Source organism: Kibdelosporangium phytohabitans (assembly GCF_001302585.1).
Lineage (GTDB): Bacteria > Actinomycetota > Actinomycetes > Mycobacteriales > Pseudonocardiaceae > Kibdelosporangium > Kibdelosporangium phytohabitans.
The window spans coordinates 5,342,031-5,356,548 of record NZ_CP012752.1; the positions used below are offsets into that span (position 1 = coordinate 5,342,031).

Consider the following 14,518-nt stretch of genomic DNA (forward strand, 5'->3'; position numbering starts at 1 on the left):
GCCCGTGCGCCGGTCAGGGAAGATTGACCGGGTGAACGAGCTGAGGGAGCTGATCGGGCTGCGCGCGGGAGTGCGCAGTGCGGTGTCCGGCGACGGTGAACTGTTTCTGGCGGCGTGGCCGCGCACCGGCTCCCTCGGCCGTGTCACGGAGGGCAAGCACGTTGCCGTACGGCGGCTCGCTGACGGGCCCGTGTCGGTCGACGAACTCGCCACGGTGATCGGCGACGATCAGGTGCTGAGGTCACTACTAGGACGCCTCGTCTCAGGACAATGGCTCTACCACACCGTTCTACGCGATGAGAGTCCTCAATACACAGTGCGGCCGAGGGGCGTCCGGCGGCCGTACCGGACAGGCGCGCTTCCGCACAACGTGATGTTGTCCCGGTTTGCCACACTGCGGCGAGACACCGACGGCATGGTGCTGTCCTCGCCGTTGTCCACCAGTGTTGTGCTGCTGCACAACGTCGAACTGATCGCAGGCATCGGAAAACCCGCGCCGGTGGGAAGTGCCGCCCACCGGCTGTCCGACGACCTGTGGCGTGCGCACTTCCTGGTCGACAGCGCGGACACCGAGGACAGCGAGCTCCGCCTGGCGCAGTGGAGCAGCCACGAGCTGACCTTCCACGACACCAGCCGGCGCGCCGGGAGCCCGGGGTTCGGAGCCACCGGGTGGGCGAACGGGCGGTTCGAACCTGTGCCCGCACGGCGGGAGCCCTTCGACGGCGAGACCGTCGCCTTGTCAGTACCCGACGAGATCCCGGTAACACTGGAAGATCGCCGCTCGGTGCGGGACTACGACGACGAGAACCCCATCACCGTCGAGCAACTGGGGCATTTCCTGTACCGGTCCGCGCACGTGCGGTCGGTGACCGCGGCGGGCACGTCGACACGGCCGAGCCCGTCCGGCGGAGGCCTGCACGAGTTGGAGATCTACCCGGTCACGCGGTCGGTGCCGGGACTCGGCGACGGCGTCCACCACTACGATCCGTTCGACCACAAGCTGGAAACCCTGCCCGGGTCAACACGTGTGCTGCTGGACCAAGCCGCCTTGGCGATGGGCAAGGACACCGCGCCCCAGGTGCTCCTGGTCATCACCGCGCGGTTCGGCCGGACGATGTGGAAATACCAGACGATGGCGTACGCGCTGACGCTGAAGAACGTCGGCGCACTGCAACAGACGATGTACCTCGTCGCCACCGCGATGGGCCTCGCGCCCTGCGCGATCGAAGCCGGGACATCGGACGTGTTCGCCGAGACCACCGGCATCGACCCGTTGACCGAGTCGCCGGTCGGCGAGTTCGCGCTCGGCAGCAGGGCGCGGAAGTCCTAACCGACGATCCGCCTGGCGCCGAAGTAGTCCCGGCCGCCGATCGACATCGGCCCGGATTTCACTGGTACGCCGTAGGTCGACGCGTGCACGATGTTGCCGTCGCCGATGTACATCGACACGTGGTGGATCGAACCCGCGCTGGTGCCGTAGAACAGCAGATCACCGGGCCGCAGCTGGTCCTTCGGAACCGAGCGGCCCGCGCCGAACTGGGCACGGCTGGTGCGCGGGAGCGAGATCCCCGCCTGGGCGTACGACCACAGCGTCAGACCGGAACAGTCGAACCCGCCCGGTTTCGTGCCGCCCCAGACGTACGCGTCGCCACGCCTGCTGAGGGCAGCCGACACCGCTCGTGCCGCCGCGTCCGCGGGCGCTCCCGTGGACGGAGGCGGGGGAGGGGTTTTCGGCGGTGCGGGAGTCTTGGGCGGGGTGGTGCGTGGCGTGGTCGGGGGCACCGGGTCCGGTGGCCCGGCCAGCTCGGCTTTCTGCGCCGCGGTGAGCTTGTCCAGGTCCGACTTGACCTTCGCGATCTTGGTGTCGAGTGCCGTTCGCCGGGCGGCGATCTCGTTGGTCAGCTTGACCGCCGCGTCACGCACTTCGGTCGCCGTGCGTTGGGCCCGTGACGCCTGGTTCTGCGCTTGCGCGGTCGCGGCCACGGCGTCGGCCATCTCACGCAGCGTCCTGTTGCTCTGCTCGGCCAGGATTCCCAATGCCGTTGCCCTGTCGAGGAAATCCCGCTCGGACCGGCCGGTCAGCAACGCCGCCATCTTGTCGAAGCGGGCGCCGCGGAATCTGGCGTTGCTCAGTTCGTCGACCTGGCCGCGGAACTGGGCTTGTTTGTCCTTCGCCGCGGCCTCGGCGCGCTGGGCCGCACCGAGCTCGGCGGTCGCCTTGTCGAGTTCGCCCTGCTTGGCGTCCTTGTCCTCGGTGGCCTGCAGGAAGTCCTGATGCAGCTTCTCGGCCTCGACGTTGAGCTCACGGTACTGCTCGACCGCGTCGGACTGGGTCGCGGGCTGGGCCGTCGCGGGCAACGCGGGCAGGGCCAGCAGAAGCGCGGAAACCGCGAGTAACCGTTTGAACCGCCGTAAGTGCATGTTCCAGGTACTCCTTGGTCGACCGCAGGATCACGAACAGGTTACGAACGGTTCTTGGTCAAGTCCACCACAGGGCATCGCGTGCATGTTCTCGCCACCACGCTTATCCGGCGCTTAACGCTGCGTCACTAACTTCTCGCTCTGTGCGTTCTGTCGAACACGCACTGGGATGGAGGGCGATTTCGTGAGGATCAGCCGAGGGGTGCCGGGACCGCTGCGCGCAACCGCGGTCACAGCCGGTGTGACGGCCGCTTTGGGGCTTTTCGCCTTTCCCGCGGCGGCAGGGGATTCCGGCATGGCCCCGGTTCCCCAGCAGGGGATCTCGTGGGCGCAGTGCGTCGCCGGGCCGCCGCCGCCCGGATGGCCGCAGGAGGAGTGGGACAAGCTCTGGGCAGGCATGGACTGCGCGACGGTGACCGTGCCGATGAACTACCGCAAGCCCGCGGACGGCAAGCTCAGCATCGCGATCAGCCGCCGCAAGGCCAAGGACCCGGCCAAACGGCAGGGCGTGTTGCTGCTCAACCCCGGCGGGCCCGGCGGTGACGGGCTGCTGATGCCCAGCTACCTGGAACCGGAGGCGATCGCCACCAGCTACGACCTGATCGGCTTCGACCCGCGCGGTGTCGGCCGTTCCACCCAGCTGCTGTGTGAGGTGGGGTACTGGGAACCGCCGCGGACCAGGCCGACGGATGACCAGTTCGCCCCGATCACAGCGGCGGCGCGGGAGCGGGAGGCTGCCTGCCAGCGTGCGGGCGGTGGCCTGCGACCGTTCGTGAACACGGCCAACGCCGCCAGGGACATGGACGTGATCCGGGAGGCGCTGGGCGAGAAGAAGATCAACTATCTGGGCTTCTCCTACGGCACGTACCTGGGCGCGGTGTACGGCAGTTTGTTCCCCGGCAAGCTCAACCGCAGCGTGCTCGACTCGTCGATGCACCCGGACTGGCTCTACTACGAGCAGTCCAAGCAACAGTCAGTGGCGGCGAAACAAAGCGTCGACGCGTGGGTGAAGTGGGTGGCCGAGCGGGACAAGACCTACCACCTGGGCAGTTCGGCCGCGCAGGTGAACGCCGCACTCGACGAGATGGGCACGCGACTGGCCGCCCAACCGATCCCGTGGCCGGACAACCCCGACTTCCCCCGGATCGACCGCAACACGTTCGACCAGCTGCTGGGGTTCTGGGCCGCGCCACGGCCCAACTGGGCACTGCTGGCCGAACTCGTCGTCAAGATCAAGGAGTCCATCGGCGGGACGCTGCCCGCGGACGCGGGCAAGGCGATGGCCGCGCTCGGCAAGGCCCTGATCCCCGAGACGTTCAACGACACCTTCCCCACGGTGACCTGTGAGGCCGACTGGCCCGCGGACCTGAACGTCTACTACGAGCAGATGCGGCTGTTCCGCGAGCGGTACCCGTACGGCCGGGGCGCGAACGCTGCCGAACCGACCGAGTGCACGTTCCGGTCGTTCACCCCGCCGGAGCGGCTCGCCGACCTCAAGCGCAAGGGATACCCGACCGGTCTCGTCATCCAGGCCGAGTTCGACCCCGCCACGCAGTACGACGGCGGCCCGGCGATGGCGGCGAAGCTCAACGACAACCTCATCTCGATCTCCGACGAGGGCTCGCACGGCATCTACGGCCGCAACGCGTGCGCCACCGAGAAGATCAACAGCTACCTGATCGGCGGTGTCCTGCCCGGCTCACGGACCACCTGTGCCGGTGCGCCGAGGCCGGACGTGCCGGCCGGCGGCGTGGCGGCCCAATCCGGGCGCTCACTCGAGCAACGCGCCGTTGAGCTGATCAAGATCCACAAGCTCGACCGCACGTTCTGACTCGACACAGGACATGCGCCCCGACGGCGGTCGGGGCGCATGCGCCGTGCGGCACCGGGCAGTAGCATCGCTGGCTCATGGAGTTGAGGCAGTTGGAGCACTTCCTCGCGGTGGCCGGCGAGGGAAGCTTCACGGTGGCGGCGCAGCGGACTCACATCGTGCAATCGGCGTTGAGTTCCTCGATCCGCAAGCTCGAGAACGAACTGGGCGCGCAACTGTTCGAACGGACCACCCGCCGCGTGATCCTCACCGAGGCGGGCCGTGCGCTGCTGCCGATCGCGCACCGGCTCGTGGCCGACATCGACGTGGCACGAGGCGCGGTGTCGGAAGTCGCGGGCCTGACGCGGGGCGCGGTGTCCGTCGGCACGATCCAGACGCTGACGGTCGTCGACCTGCCGCGTGAGCTCGGCGTGTTCCGGTCGCGGTATCCGGGGATCCGGATCCACGTCCGTGACGGCCGGGTCGCCGATCTCACCGCGGCGGTGACCGGCGGCGAACTGGACCTGGCGTACCTGGCCGCCGACGGGCCGCTGCCGGGAGACCTGGCGTGTTTCGCCCAGTGGAGCCAGCTCCTGGTCCTGGTCACGTATCCGGGACACCGGCTGGCCAACCGGCGCCGCGTCCCGTTCGCGCAGATCGACGACGAACCGTTCGTGGACTACACCGGCAGCGTCATGCAGGAGATGGTCCGCCGCCGGTTCGCCGCCGCCGGGCTGCGCCACAATCCCGTCTGCGCGGCCACCCACGTCCCGCTGCTGGTGGACCTGGTCGCGGCCGGGCTCGGCGTCACGATCGTCCCGCAGTCGGTGGCGCAACGAGCGGGCCTGCCCTTCGCCGAGATCGACGACGCCGACTTCGAGCGGGTGATCTACCTGGCCGGGCGGCAGCCGGAACCGGTGAACCCGGCGGCACGCGCGCTGCTGGAGCACCTCACCGGACGCGGTCTCCACGGCCCGCCGCCGGCGCAGTGACCGGCGCGAAAAGAAGACCGAAGCCGGCGAGCGCGAGCGCCATGGCGGGCAACGGCTGCCCGAAGATCCCGAAGAGGAACGCGAGAGCGAACGCGCGCACCGCGATCTTCCGCAGTACCCGGGCGGCGTCAGAACCCATGCGCTGAGTATCCGCCCGGCACGCACCGGTTTGTCCAACACTTCGTTCCGCTGCCACTCAGCGCCGGAATCGCTGAATCCCCGCGTGTCAGGGCTTCAGGACCGCCGGGAGGCGTTCGTAGCCGCGCAGGATCCTGGTGGCACGCCTGGTCGCGCCCGGCAGCAACCGCAGGTTCGGGTACCGGTCGAAGAGAGTCCGCAAGCCCACTTCGCCTTCCATCCGGGCGAGTGCGGCGCCGAGGCAGTAGTGGCGTCCCGCGGAGAACGAGACGTGGTCACGGGCGTTGGGGCGGGTCACGTCGAACCGCGCGGGATCCTCGAACACATCGGCATCACGGTTGGCCGCGGCCAGGACCCCGACAACCACCGCGTCTTTCGGTACCCGCACGCCTGCCACGGTGGTGTGGCGCAAGCTCGTCCGCGCGGTCAGCAGGACGGGCGGGTCGACCCGGAGGGCCTCGTCGACGGCGTTCGGCCAGTGCGCCGGGTCCTGCCGGAGCACCTCCAGCTGCCCGGGGTTGTCGTGCAGGAGCGTGATGCCGTTGCCGAGCAGGTTCACGGTCGTCTCGAACCCGGCCGCGAGCACGAGCCCAGCGGTGGCCTTGAGTTCGATGTCGGTGAGACCGACGCCGTCCTCCCGTGCGGCGGCCAGCTGGCTCAGCAGGTTGTCGCCGGGGTTGGCCCGCAGGTGGTCCAGATGTTCCGCGAGCCAACGGTCGAACGCCGCGAGCGCCGCGTCAACCGTGCGGAACTGCCGCCACGACAAACCCATGTCGAGACTCGGCGCGGCGGCCGTACCCAGCTCCAGCACACGCCGCCGCTGCTCAGGCGGTACACCGAGGATTTCCGCGATCACGGTCACGGGCAGCAGGCTGCAGTAGGTCTCGACGAGGTCGACCGGCCGGTCGGCCTCGATCGTGTCGAGCAGTTCGTGGGCGATCTGCTCGGTGCGTGCACGCAGGTTCTCCACCGCCCGCACCGTGAACACGCGTGTGACGAGCTTGCGGTACCGCGTGTGGTCGGGCGGTTCGGTCACCAGCAGGGACGGTGGCGCCACCGGATGCAGGTAGTCGGAAGCCGACCAGCGCAGCACCCGGGAGATCAGCCTGTCGTCCGGCGCGCCGACGCCGCTGCGGAAGTCGTTGCTGGTGAGCAGTTGCCTGACGGCCGGGTGGGCGGCGGTGAGATGGGCGAAGCCGGCCTTGTGCACCGGGCCGCTGCGGCGGATATCGTCGAACAGCTCGTGCAACGCGGTGGTCGGCAACCGATCGGAGTCGGTGACCAGCCGGGCCTGGAGGTCACCGCGGCGTGCCGCGACGCGCAGGACGGTGCGGGGCAGCGCGTGGCCGATTCCCCAGCGCACGACCGGCTTGGCACGTGCCACAAGGCCCTCTGAGGGCCGCTTCACCGTCGTCACGACACGTCCTCTCGATGGTACTGGCGTGTACCACGACCATACCCGGGGAACGCCGCCACGGCTGCGGCCGTCGTGCTGACCCGATCGACTGCGAGGCAGCCCGCCACGGAAACCACGTACCATGGTTTGAATGGTTACCCGGATGGCGCCGCGGGTCCGGCCGCCTTGGCAGGAAGGCCATTTCGTCGGCGGCCACCCGGTCCTGGACCTCACCAACACCGTCTTCAGCCGTACGCGACCGGTCGAGGACGGCGAGCTGCTGAAAACCGCCTCGGACGTGCTGACGTGGTGCGCGTCGGCCCGATTGTTCGACGAGATCCCGTCGGTGGCTTCGGCGCACGGCCTCGCAACAGACGTGCGGATCGTCCGTGAACAAGTGTGGGCCGTGTTCGAAGCGGTCGCGCGTGGTGAGGAAGTCCCAGCCGAATCCCTCGGTGCGCTTATGGAACGCGCCGGGACGGGGGTACGGGCGGGCAGTGTGCGACAGGCCGGTGCCGCCCTCGACAGCGTCACCGCGGACTGGACGGAGCCGGATGCGGTTCCGGCGGTCTTGTCGCTGATGGCGGTGCACGCGTTGTTCACGCTTCCGGCGGACCGGATCAGGGCGTGCGGGCGGTGCGGGTGGCTGTTCCTGGATTCGTCACGAGGTGGCCGCCGCCGCTGGTGCAGCATGAGCACGTGCGGCAACCGCGAGAAGGCCAGCAGGCACCGTCAGGTCAGTCCGCCCTGAGCGTGCGCCGCACGATCGGCCGGTCCTCGCGTGGCCGGGCGACCTCGGAGAACCCGGCATCGACGAACGCGCTGGCGATTCCGGTCATCGCCGTGTCGGCGCCCGCGCGTTTGCCTTCGCGAGGTTCGATCGGGTAGCCCTCGGCCGTTGTGTAACCCGCCGACGCCGCGTAGCCGCACACCACTTGGAGAATGCCGGTCAGCAGTCCGCGACCGCGGTGCTTCTTGTGCACGTAGACGCACGTGATCGCACAGACTGGTTCGTCGTCGACAGCCTTCAGCAACGACGAGCGTTCGAGCCGCGCGAACTCCGCACGCGGCCCCAGCGCGCACCACGCCACCGGATCGTCGTCCTGGTAGACCATCACACCCGGCGCCTGGTCACGCCGGGCGAGGCGTTTCATCGCCTTCTTGTTCCCGTCGCCCTTGCCGGTCATCCATTCGTCGATGGACAGCCGCCAGTGCATGCACCAGCACCCCCGCGCGCCTCCGTTGGCTCCGAGTACGGCCTCGAAGTCGCTCCAGGTCTCGTCGGACAGTTCCCTGACAGCGAGAGTCGTCGTAGTGGGCATCGCTGGACCTCCGGCAGTCGAGTAACCTGCTTACGGCTGGATACAGGTTACTACGGTTGCCCGGCGGTCGCTGGACGCGCGCCGCGCAGGAGGAAGCGCTGGATCTTGCCGCTGGGTGTCCTGGGCAGCTCAGGACGGAAGTGGATCCTCCTGGGGTACGCGTGCGCGGCGAAGCGCTGCTTGACGAGCCGCTGGAGTTCGGCGGCGAGGTCGTCGGTGGGGGAGACGCCCGGCTGGAGCACCACATGGGCGACGACCACTTCACCGCGCAACGCGTCGGGCTCACCGACGACCGCGGCCTCGGCGACCCCGTCGTGCTGGAGCAACACGCTTTCCACCTCGAACGGCCCGATCCGGTACCCGGCCATGAGGATCACGTCGTCATCCCGTGATGCGAAGAAGACATAGCCGTCGTCGTCCATGCTCGCGGTGTCGCCGGTGAGGTACCAGCGCCCGTCCGTGGAGAACCGCTCGGCCGTTCGCTCAGGGGCGTCCCGATATCCCGTGAACCACATCAGCGGACTGGCGGTGAGGTCGACAGCCAGCCGCCCGGACTCCCCGGCGGGTGCGACCTCGTCGGCGTCGGACCGCAGCACCTCCATCCGCCAGCCCGGCAGCGCCCGTCCCATGCAACCGGGCTTGATGTCGCTCACGAGGTCGGCGTGCCACGCGTTGGCGACCGTCATGCCCAGTTCTGTCTGTCCATAGTGGTCACGTACTGGCGTGCCGAGCGTGCGTTCGGCCCACGTCACGACATCCGGGTTGAGCGGTTCACCCGCCGACGAACAACGACGCAACGCAAGGTCGGCGGGGACCGGACCCTCAGCGTTGCGCAGCGCGCGGTAGGCAGTGGGCCCGGCAGTGAAATTCGTGACGCCGAACGTGGACAGCACCTGATACGTCAGCTCGGGCGAGAACCCCGCGTGCAGCAGCAGACTGCGTCGGCCGAGCGCGAGCGGCCCGATGATGGCGTAGTACAAGCCATAGGCCCAGCCCGGGTCCGCGGCGTTCCAGAAGACATCGGCTGGCCGGTGGTCGAGCCCGTACTCCTGGTACATCCGCATCGACGCGATGGCCCGCAACGGAATCGGCACGCCCTTCGGCGCGCCTGTCGTACCGGAGGTGAACAGCTCGATGATGGTGCCGTCGCCGCCTGCCGCGACCGGTGCGGCCGGATCAGCCGCGGTGGGCGGTTCACCAGTGGTGATCACGCGCCAGGTCGGTTCGGCCCGGACCGCGTCGAGCTTGTGCCGTTGGCCGGGGTCGGCGACCACGATCTTCGTGTCGTTGCCGGCGATCCTCGTCGCGATCGCGGGCGGGGCGAACGCGGTGAACAACGGGACGTGCACCGCGCCCAGGCGCCAAATCGCGAGCAACGTGACCACGAGATCGGCGGACTTGCCCATCAGCGTGGCCACCCGGTCACCACGGCCGACCCCGAGCGCGGCGAACGCCGAGGCGAGCCTGCCCGACCGGTCACCGAGTTCGCCGAAGGTGAGATCCTGACCGGTGAGGTCCGGCTGGATCACGGTGAACGCGACCGCGTCCGACGGGTGCCGCAGGCACAGCAGGTCGGCTGTGCTCGCCTGGCGATCACCGTGAACCGCCAGCAGATCCGCGACACGCTGCGCTGCGCTCGTCATCTGTGCTCCCTGTTCGGCAGGTCGGGCGTGACTGCCTACCAGGTTCTCGCGCGGCCGGGGCGTTTGCTACCTCTCCGGTGCCGGGTCGGCCGGGATCAGCGCCGCTGCTCGGCGCTGTGCGGCTGCGCCGTGCCGGCGTCGACCTGCCGCTGGAGTTCGTCGATCCGAGCCTGCAGCCGCGCGAGGGTCTCCGGCGGGACAGCGGCGGCGGCCTCCGGTCCGGGCGTGCGGGAAGCCGTGGTCTCGGCCTTGAGGATGCGCATCGACCGGCCGAGCGACCGCGCCATGTCCGGCAACTTCTTGGTGCCGAACAACAGCACGACCACGACAGCGATGATGAGCAGCTCCGTGGCGCCAAGGTTGCCCACAGTGACCTCCAGAGTCGTCGGCACCTGCTGCCACGGTACCCCGCGGGCCGGCCGGGGCGAATCGGCCTGTCCTGGCCACTTTGCCCGAAATACCTGTGTGCCAGAGGTTCCGGGATGTGCCGGGTGCCCGCTGTGGCCCGATGACCTGATCTCCGGCCCGCTGGACGTGCGCGACCAAGCTGATGGCGGAGAGTGACCGGGTCTCGGGCAGCGTGCGGTGATTGAACCGGCGCGGAGCGGGTATCAGGGACACACGGAGTGACCGCGCGGCATTCGACGGGAGGTGACGGCTGCCACTGTGCAGACTTTTCTGCCGTATCCAGGCTTCCACGCCACCGCGGCTGTGCTCGACCCGCGTCGGCTGGGCAAACAACGGGTCGAGACGATCCAGGTGCTGCGAGCCCTCACCGTCCCCGGATACGGCTGGCGGCACCACCCGGCCGCGACGATGTGGGCAGGCTACGAAGAAGCCCTCGTCAGGTACGGAATGGACATTTGCCAGGCGTGGTGCGCCACCGGTCGCCGGGACACCTGCCAGGACACGCTCCTGGCGGACCTCCGGCACGCCACGGGACTGCACCACGTACGGACCCAGTCCGAACTGGCCGACGACGGCGAACTGCCACCCTGGCTCGGTGACAAGGCGTTCCACGACAGTCACCGATCCGCGCTCGTCCGCAAGGACGCGGCCCACTACCGCCCGCATTTCCCATCCGTGCCGGACGACCTGCCGTACGTGTGGCCGTCGTCGGACCGGCCCCGCAGGGACGCGTCAACCCGCCAGAGCTGACAACGGCCCCTCAGCCGACGCCGACCGCCTGCCGCCCGGGTTCGATCACGGCCACGACACGTGCGTGCTCCCGCGGATAGGGAGAGCCGGTGTACTTGGTGGCCAGCCGGTCGATGATCTCCCAGGCCGCGTCGCCTTCGATCCAATCGACGACCCGTCCCCGGATCACCACGGGTTCGAACGGGTTGTCGGCGGGCGCGATGGACAACGCCATCCGGGGATCACGCCGCAAGTTGCGCGCCTTGCGCATGCCTGGGCCGGTGAAGAACACGATCCGGTCGCCGTGCGCGCCGACGTACACGGGCGTGTTGTGCGGCGAACCGTCCGGCAGGACAGTCGCGAGGTGGGCGATCGAGGTGCCGTCGAGTACACGGCGCACTTTGGGGTCGAGCATGACGGGTGTGCTCCTTCAGCGAGGGTTGTCGGCGCGCCAGGCGACGTAGTCGGTGACGGCCGCGGCGATGTCGTAGGACGGCGTGAAGCCGGTGTCTTTCGTGAGCCGGGTGATGTCGAGGTAGGAGTTGCCGCCGGGGCCGTGCTGCCGTCCAGGCAACAGGTCGAGCTTCGCGCCGGGAACGACCGATCGCACGGCGGCGGCGAACTCGCGGTTGGTGAACGGCTGTCCACTGGAGACGTTGTATGTGTCGTGCCGCAAAGTCGATGTGGTCATCAGCAGGGCGATCGCGTGTCCGGCGTCGGGCGCGTAGCAGCAGTCGCCGCCGTCCTCGGCGTACAGCTGCCGAGGTTGCTCGCCGCGCAGCGCGGCGCTGATGTACGGCGGGATATGGAAGAACGGTGACTCGGGGTCGACAAGCGGGCCCCAGATGGTCCCGATCCGCAGCACGACCGGCTGGACGCCGCTGCCCCGCAGGCTGTGCGTGGTCAGTGGTTCGACGGCCTTCTTGAACGCGACGATCAGGTGCGGCAGATCGGCGGTGGGCAGTGCGAGTTCCTCGTGCCACGGGATCTCGTGTTGTCCGATGTAGACGCCGAGGCTGCCCGCGACGGCGAATCTGCCGACACCCCAAGCGCGTGCCGCGTCCAGCGCGTTGAGCAGGCCGGTCGTGTCCGTGCGGAAGTACTCGACCGGGTCGTCGCCGGGGATGCTGCCGGCGAGGTGGACGATGCCGCTGATGTCGTGCCGATCAGCCAAAGCAAGGAAAGCGTCCCGGTCGGTCACGTCCACCTGTTCGACAGCGACCCGGCCGGCGAGGAACGACGGGACGTCAGTGCGGCGGTGCGCGGTGACCACCACCTCCTGGCCGAGATCGACCAGCGCGCGGGCGGTGTGCGCGCCGATCATGCCGAGCCCACCGGTGACCAGGATCATCGGACCACCTCGAAGTGCAGGTGGGTCACGCCGGGGGCCGGGGTGGCGCCCAGCAGCCGCAGTCGCACGTGTCCCGGCAACTGCTGGAAGTACGGACGGCCGCCGCCCACCAGGACGGGCACCTGGTGCAGGACGATCTCGTCGATGAGTCCCGCTTGGAGCGCCTCGGTGACCATGCCACCGCCTTGCAGGGCGACATCCTTGTCCCCGGCCAGTTCCTGGGCCGCCGCGATGGCGTCCTTGATCCCCGTGGTGACGAGCGTCTGGCGCGCGGACTGCTCGGCCCGCGGCGCGGGCCGGTGGCTGAGCACCACCAGCGGTGCTGTCGGATGCGGGCCGCCGCCACCGAATTCCTCGGAGTCGTCATAGGTTTTGCGTCCAGCCACGATCGCGCCCACCCGGGCGGCGAGGGCGTCGAAGACACGGGCGCTGGGCTCACTGAGCCTGAACCCGTCTAATGACTTGCTCGGCGTGTCGCCGTCGAAGTACCAGTCGAAAAGGAAACCGGCGTCGCCGAGCCCGCTCCCGGGTGCCGTGCCGCGGCCGGCGATGTAGCCGTCGACTGAGACAGCCAGAGCACTGAAAACCTTGTTCATGTCCTAGTCCCTTCTTGTGGTGCCACCGATTTCCATGACTCCGGTGCGGCCGTCGGCGAGTGTCACCTCGCGCACGGGCGGCCAGCCTTGCTCACGTGCGTAGCTCGCGACCATCGCGGCAAGCGCGGCTCCCGCGCCGTCTCCGCCGACCAGCAGCTGCCGCGGGTCGGCACCGAGGCTCGCGGCGTGCGCGGCCGACCACTCCAGCACTTCCCGCGCCGCCGGGAACTCCCGCAACCCGGCCGCGACCACGACGACTCCGCTTCGTTCCGCCAGGTCGCTCCCGGAGCTGTTGTCGGTGAACCACACCAGCAACGGCGGTGCGGTCACCTGTCCGGCTGGCCAGTGGACCCTTGTCACCCCGCCGCGCAGGTGCAGCCGGGCGACCCGATGACCCGCTCCTTCAGCCATGGCCAACCCTGTCACGGCGGTCGCGCGGAAGGGAAAGTCCGATCTTGCATCACCGTGTTGCGCAGATCGAATGACCACCGCACGGCTGTTGCTGGATACTCGGTCCATGTCCGAGCACCCCGCCGAGCTCCGGTCGGTGAACCTGCCGTCGGCCGCGGACGCGATCGAGCTCAAGCACCTGCGTGCGTTCGTCGCGGTGGCCGACGAGCTCAACTTCGGCAGGGCAGCGGCCCGGCTGTACGTGTCGCAGTCCGCGCTCAGCAGGCAGATCCAGGCGCTGGAACGGTTGATCGGCTGCCCGCTGCTGCTGCGGTCGACCCATCGCGTGGAGCTGACGCTCGCCGGTGAGGCACTGCTCGGCGCGGCGGGGCCGTTGCTGGCCGACCTCAACGACGCGATCACCCTCACCCGTGCGGCAGGCGGTGAGGTGAGCACGCGGCTCGCGCAACTGTGGAACGCGGTCCTGCACGACGGTCATGCCGGCGTGGCACAGTTGCGCGAGGCGTACGAGGCACTCAACGCGCAGTTCCCAGTCCCCGAAGCAACCAAGGTACGCCCGGTGCAAGCCGGGGGAGTGTCCGCTTTGACCGTCTCAGCCGGAACGGACACCCTGCCGGACTTCCTGCACCTGCACGGCGGCGGGCTGATCGCGGGTTCGGCCTTCGGCTACCGGCCGCTGGCCGGAGCGCTCGCGGCGGCGACCGGTGCGACTGTGCTGCTGCCGGACTACCGTCTCGCGCCGGAACACCCCTTCCCAGCCGGGCTCGACGACGCGGTGGCTGCCTACCGCTGGCTGCTCGACCAAGGCGCGGACCCCGGGAAGCTGACCGTGGGCGGCGACTCGGCAGGCGGCGGGCTCGCGGTGTCCCTGCTGCTCCGGCTGGAACAGCAGGGCCTGCCCCGCCCGGCCCGCGCGGTGCTGCTGTGCCCGTCGGTGAACGTCGTGGCCGCACCGCAGGACACTCCCGTCGCCCGCTGGCTTTCGCTCTACAGCGGTGCTCACCCGCGAACGGACCCGCTGCTGAGCATCCTGGAAGCCGACCTGTCAGGCCTGCCGCCGACGCTCGTCCAAACCGGCACAGGCGACGTGATCCTGCACGAAACGCGCCGCTTCGTCGACCGCGCCACCGAACACGGCGCGAACGTCCAACTGGACCTCTACCCGGTGAGCACGCACGTGTTCCACTTGTTCTGGTCGTTCCTGCCGGAAGCCGCGGACGCACTCGAACAGATCGGCCGGTTCCTCGGCTCGACGGACACCACCGCCGCGGCGGAAGCGGGCTGACACGTCTCGTCGCTAG

At 69.3% G+C, this 14,518-nt stretch carries 16 protein-coding genes; 6 read left to right on the top strand and 10 right to left on the bottom strand.

Features of this window, described 5'->3' with window-relative positions; genetic code table 11:
* Positions 1–31 precede the first annotated feature (31 nt).
* On the top strand, positions 32–1,330 hold the full coding sequence (locus AOZ06_RS24315) for a SagB/ThcOx family dehydrogenase (protein ID WP_054291514.1): 1,299 nt from the start codon (positions 32–34) through the stop codon (positions 1,328–1,330).
* On the opposite strand, the gene AOZ06_RS24320 is transcribed toward AOZ06_RS24315, so the two are convergent.
* The gene (locus AOZ06_RS24320) at positions 1,327–2,421 is read right to left on the bottom strand and encodes an NlpC/P60 family protein (RefSeq protein WP_054291515.1); all 1,095 of its coding nucleotides are present in this window, start codon (positions 2,419–2,421) and stop codon (positions 1,327–1,329) included. The genes AOZ06_RS24315 and AOZ06_RS24320 overlap by 4 nt on opposite strands.
* A gap of 184 nt (positions 2,422–2,605) precedes the next feature.
* Between AOZ06_RS24320 and AOZ06_RS24325 the strand changes: the two genes are divergently transcribed.
* Both AOZ06_RS24325 and AOZ06_RS24330 read left to right on the top strand, forming a co-directional pair.
* Positions 2,606–4,252, top strand: coding sequence for an alpha/beta fold hydrolase (locus AOZ06_RS24325; RefSeq protein ID WP_218922048.1), 1,647 nt, complete (start codon positions 2,606–2,608; stop codon positions 4,250–4,252).
* A 77-nt stretch (positions 4,253–4,329) separates the two neighbouring features.
* On the top strand, positions 4,330–5,223 hold the full coding sequence (locus AOZ06_RS24330; RefSeq protein ID WP_054291516.1) for a LysR family transcriptional regulator: 894 nt from the start codon (positions 4,330–4,332) through the stop codon (positions 5,221–5,223).
* Here AOZ06_RS24330 and AOZ06_RS24335 read toward each other — a convergent pair.
* Positions 5,183–5,362 (bottom strand): hypothetical protein, encoded by a 180-nt coding sequence (locus tag AOZ06_RS24335; protein WP_054291517.1) that lies wholly within the window; start codon positions 5,360–5,362, stop codon positions 5,183–5,185. The two genes, AOZ06_RS24330 and AOZ06_RS24335, sit on opposite strands and share 41 nt — an antisense overlap.
* Before the next feature lie 87 nt (positions 5,363–5,449).
* A complete protein-coding gene (locus AOZ06_RS24340) occupies positions 5,450–6,778 on the bottom strand; it encodes a cytochrome P450 (protein ID WP_054291518.1) in 1,329 nt (442 codons plus the stop codon).
* A 130-nt stretch (positions 6,779–6,908) separates the two neighbouring features.
* Between AOZ06_RS24340 and AOZ06_RS24345 the strand changes: the two genes are divergently transcribed.
* Positions 6,909–7,508: a CGNR zinc finger domain-containing protein gene (locus tag AOZ06_RS24345; protein ID WP_083471891.1), complete on the top strand. Its 600-nt coding sequence runs from the start codon at positions 6,909–6,911 to the stop codon at positions 7,506–7,508.
* Here AOZ06_RS24345 and AOZ06_RS24350 read toward each other — a convergent pair.
* From AOZ06_RS24350 to tatA, 3 genes are all read right to left on the bottom strand, one after another.
* A complete protein-coding gene (locus AOZ06_RS24350; RefSeq protein ID WP_054291520.1) occupies positions 7,495–8,079 on the bottom strand; it encodes a GNAT family N-acetyltransferase in 585 nt (194 codons plus the stop codon). The two genes, AOZ06_RS24345 and AOZ06_RS24350, sit on opposite strands and share 14 nt — an antisense overlap.
* Positions 8,080–8,129: 50 nt before the next feature.
* Complete coding sequence (locus tag AOZ06_RS24355) at positions 8,130–9,722, bottom strand: AMP-binding protein (RefSeq protein WP_054291521.1); 1,593 nt, start codon at positions 9,720–9,722, stop codon at positions 8,130–8,132.
* A 95-nt stretch (positions 9,723–9,817) separates the two neighbouring features.
* The gene (tatA, locus tag AOZ06_RS54320; RefSeq protein WP_417999960.1) at positions 9,818–10,114 is read right to left on the bottom strand and encodes a Sec-independent protein translocase subunit TatA; all 297 of its coding nucleotides are present in this window, start codon (positions 10,112–10,114) and stop codon (positions 9,818–9,820) included.
* A gap of 274 nt (positions 10,115–10,388) precedes the next feature.
* Here tatA and AOZ06_RS24365 point away from each other — a divergent pair, with 274 nt between their 5' ends.
* Complete coding sequence (locus AOZ06_RS24365) at positions 10,389–10,880, top strand: MSMEG_6728 family protein (RefSeq protein WP_054296881.1); 492 nt, start codon at positions 10,389–10,391, stop codon at positions 10,878–10,880.
* Positions 10,881–10,890: 10 nt separating this feature from the next.
* Here AOZ06_RS24365 and AOZ06_RS24370 read toward each other — a convergent pair whose 3' ends face one another.
* The 4 genes from AOZ06_RS24370 to AOZ06_RS24385 are packed head-to-tail and all read right to left on the bottom strand — an operon-like array spanning position 10,891 to position 13,217.
* The gene (locus AOZ06_RS24370) at positions 10,891–11,274 is read right to left on the bottom strand and encodes a TIGR03618 family F420-dependent PPOX class oxidoreductase (RefSeq protein WP_054291522.1); all 384 of its coding nucleotides are present in this window, start codon (positions 11,272–11,274) and stop codon (positions 10,891–10,893) included.
* A gap of 15 nt (positions 11,275–11,289) precedes the next feature.
* Positions 11,290–12,210, bottom strand: coding sequence for an NAD-dependent epimerase/dehydratase family protein (locus AOZ06_RS24375; RefSeq protein ID WP_054291523.1), 921 nt, complete (start codon positions 12,208–12,210; stop codon positions 11,290–11,292).
* Positions 12,207–12,806 (bottom strand): dihydrofolate reductase family protein, encoded by a 600-nt coding sequence (locus tag AOZ06_RS24380; RefSeq protein WP_054291524.1) that lies wholly within the window; start codon positions 12,804–12,806, stop codon positions 12,207–12,209. The genes AOZ06_RS24375 and AOZ06_RS24380 overlap by 4 nt, the downstream gene beginning before the upstream one ends.
* Before the next feature lie 3 nt (positions 12,807–12,809).
* A complete protein-coding gene (locus tag AOZ06_RS24385; protein WP_083471893.1) occupies positions 12,810–13,217 on the bottom strand; it encodes an alpha/beta hydrolase fold domain-containing protein in 408 nt (135 codons plus the stop codon).
* 106 nt (positions 13,218–13,323) lie between these two features.
* Here AOZ06_RS24385 and AOZ06_RS24390 point away from each other — a divergent pair, with 106 nt between their 5' ends.
* Positions 13,324–14,502 carry an alpha/beta hydrolase fold domain-containing protein gene (locus AOZ06_RS24390; protein ID WP_054291526.1) on the top strand — a complete coding sequence of 393 codons (1,179 nt, stop codon included), beginning with the start codon at positions 13,324–13,326 and terminating at the stop codon, positions 14,500–14,502.
* Positions 14,503–14,518 lie beyond the last annotated feature (16 nt).

Excerpts from the sequence above, each read along its gene's own strand:
- AOZ06_RS24320 (WP_054291515.1), bottom strand. The coding sequence starts at position 2,421 with ATGCACTTACGGCGGTTCAAACGGTTACTCGCGGTTTCCGCGCTTCTG.
- AOZ06_RS24330 (WP_054291516.1), top strand. The coding sequence starts at position 4,330 with ATGGAGTTGAGGCAGTTGGAGCACTTCCTCGCGGTGGCCGGCGAGGGA.
- AOZ06_RS24335 (WP_054291517.1), bottom strand. The coding sequence starts at position 5,362 with ATGGGTTCTGACGCCGCCCGGGTACTGCGGAAGATCGCGGTGCGCGCG.
- AOZ06_RS24345 (WP_083471891.1), top strand. The coding sequence starts at position 6,909 with ATGGTTACCCGGATGGCGCCGCGGGTCCGGCCGCCTTGGCAGGAAGGC.
- AOZ06_RS24350 (WP_054291520.1), bottom strand. The coding sequence starts at position 8,079 with ATGCCCACTACGACGACTCTCGCTGTCAGGGAACTGTCCGACGAGACC.
- AOZ06_RS24355 (WP_054291521.1), bottom strand. The coding sequence starts at position 9,722 with ATGACGAGCGCAGCGCAGCGTGTCGCGGATCTGCTGGCGGTTCACGGT.
- AOZ06_RS24370 (WP_054291522.1), bottom strand. The coding sequence starts at position 11,274 with ATGCTCGACCCCAAAGTGCGCCGTGTACTCGACGGCACCTCGATCGCC.
- AOZ06_RS24375 (WP_054291523.1), bottom strand. The coding sequence starts at position 12,210 with ATGATCCTGGTCACCGGTGGGCTCGGCATGATCGGCGCGCACACCGCC.
- AOZ06_RS24380 (WP_054291524.1), bottom strand. The coding sequence starts at position 12,806 with ATGAACAAGGTTTTCAGTGCTCTGGCTGTCTCAGTCGACGGCTACATC.
- AOZ06_RS24385 (WP_083471893.1), bottom strand. The coding sequence starts at position 13,217 with ATGGCTGAAGGAGCGGGTCATCGGGTCGCCCGGCTGCACCTGCGCGGC.
- AOZ06_RS24390 (WP_054291526.1), top strand. The coding sequence starts at position 13,324 with ATGTCCGAGCACCCCGCCGAGCTCCGGTCGGTGAACCTGCCGTCGGCC.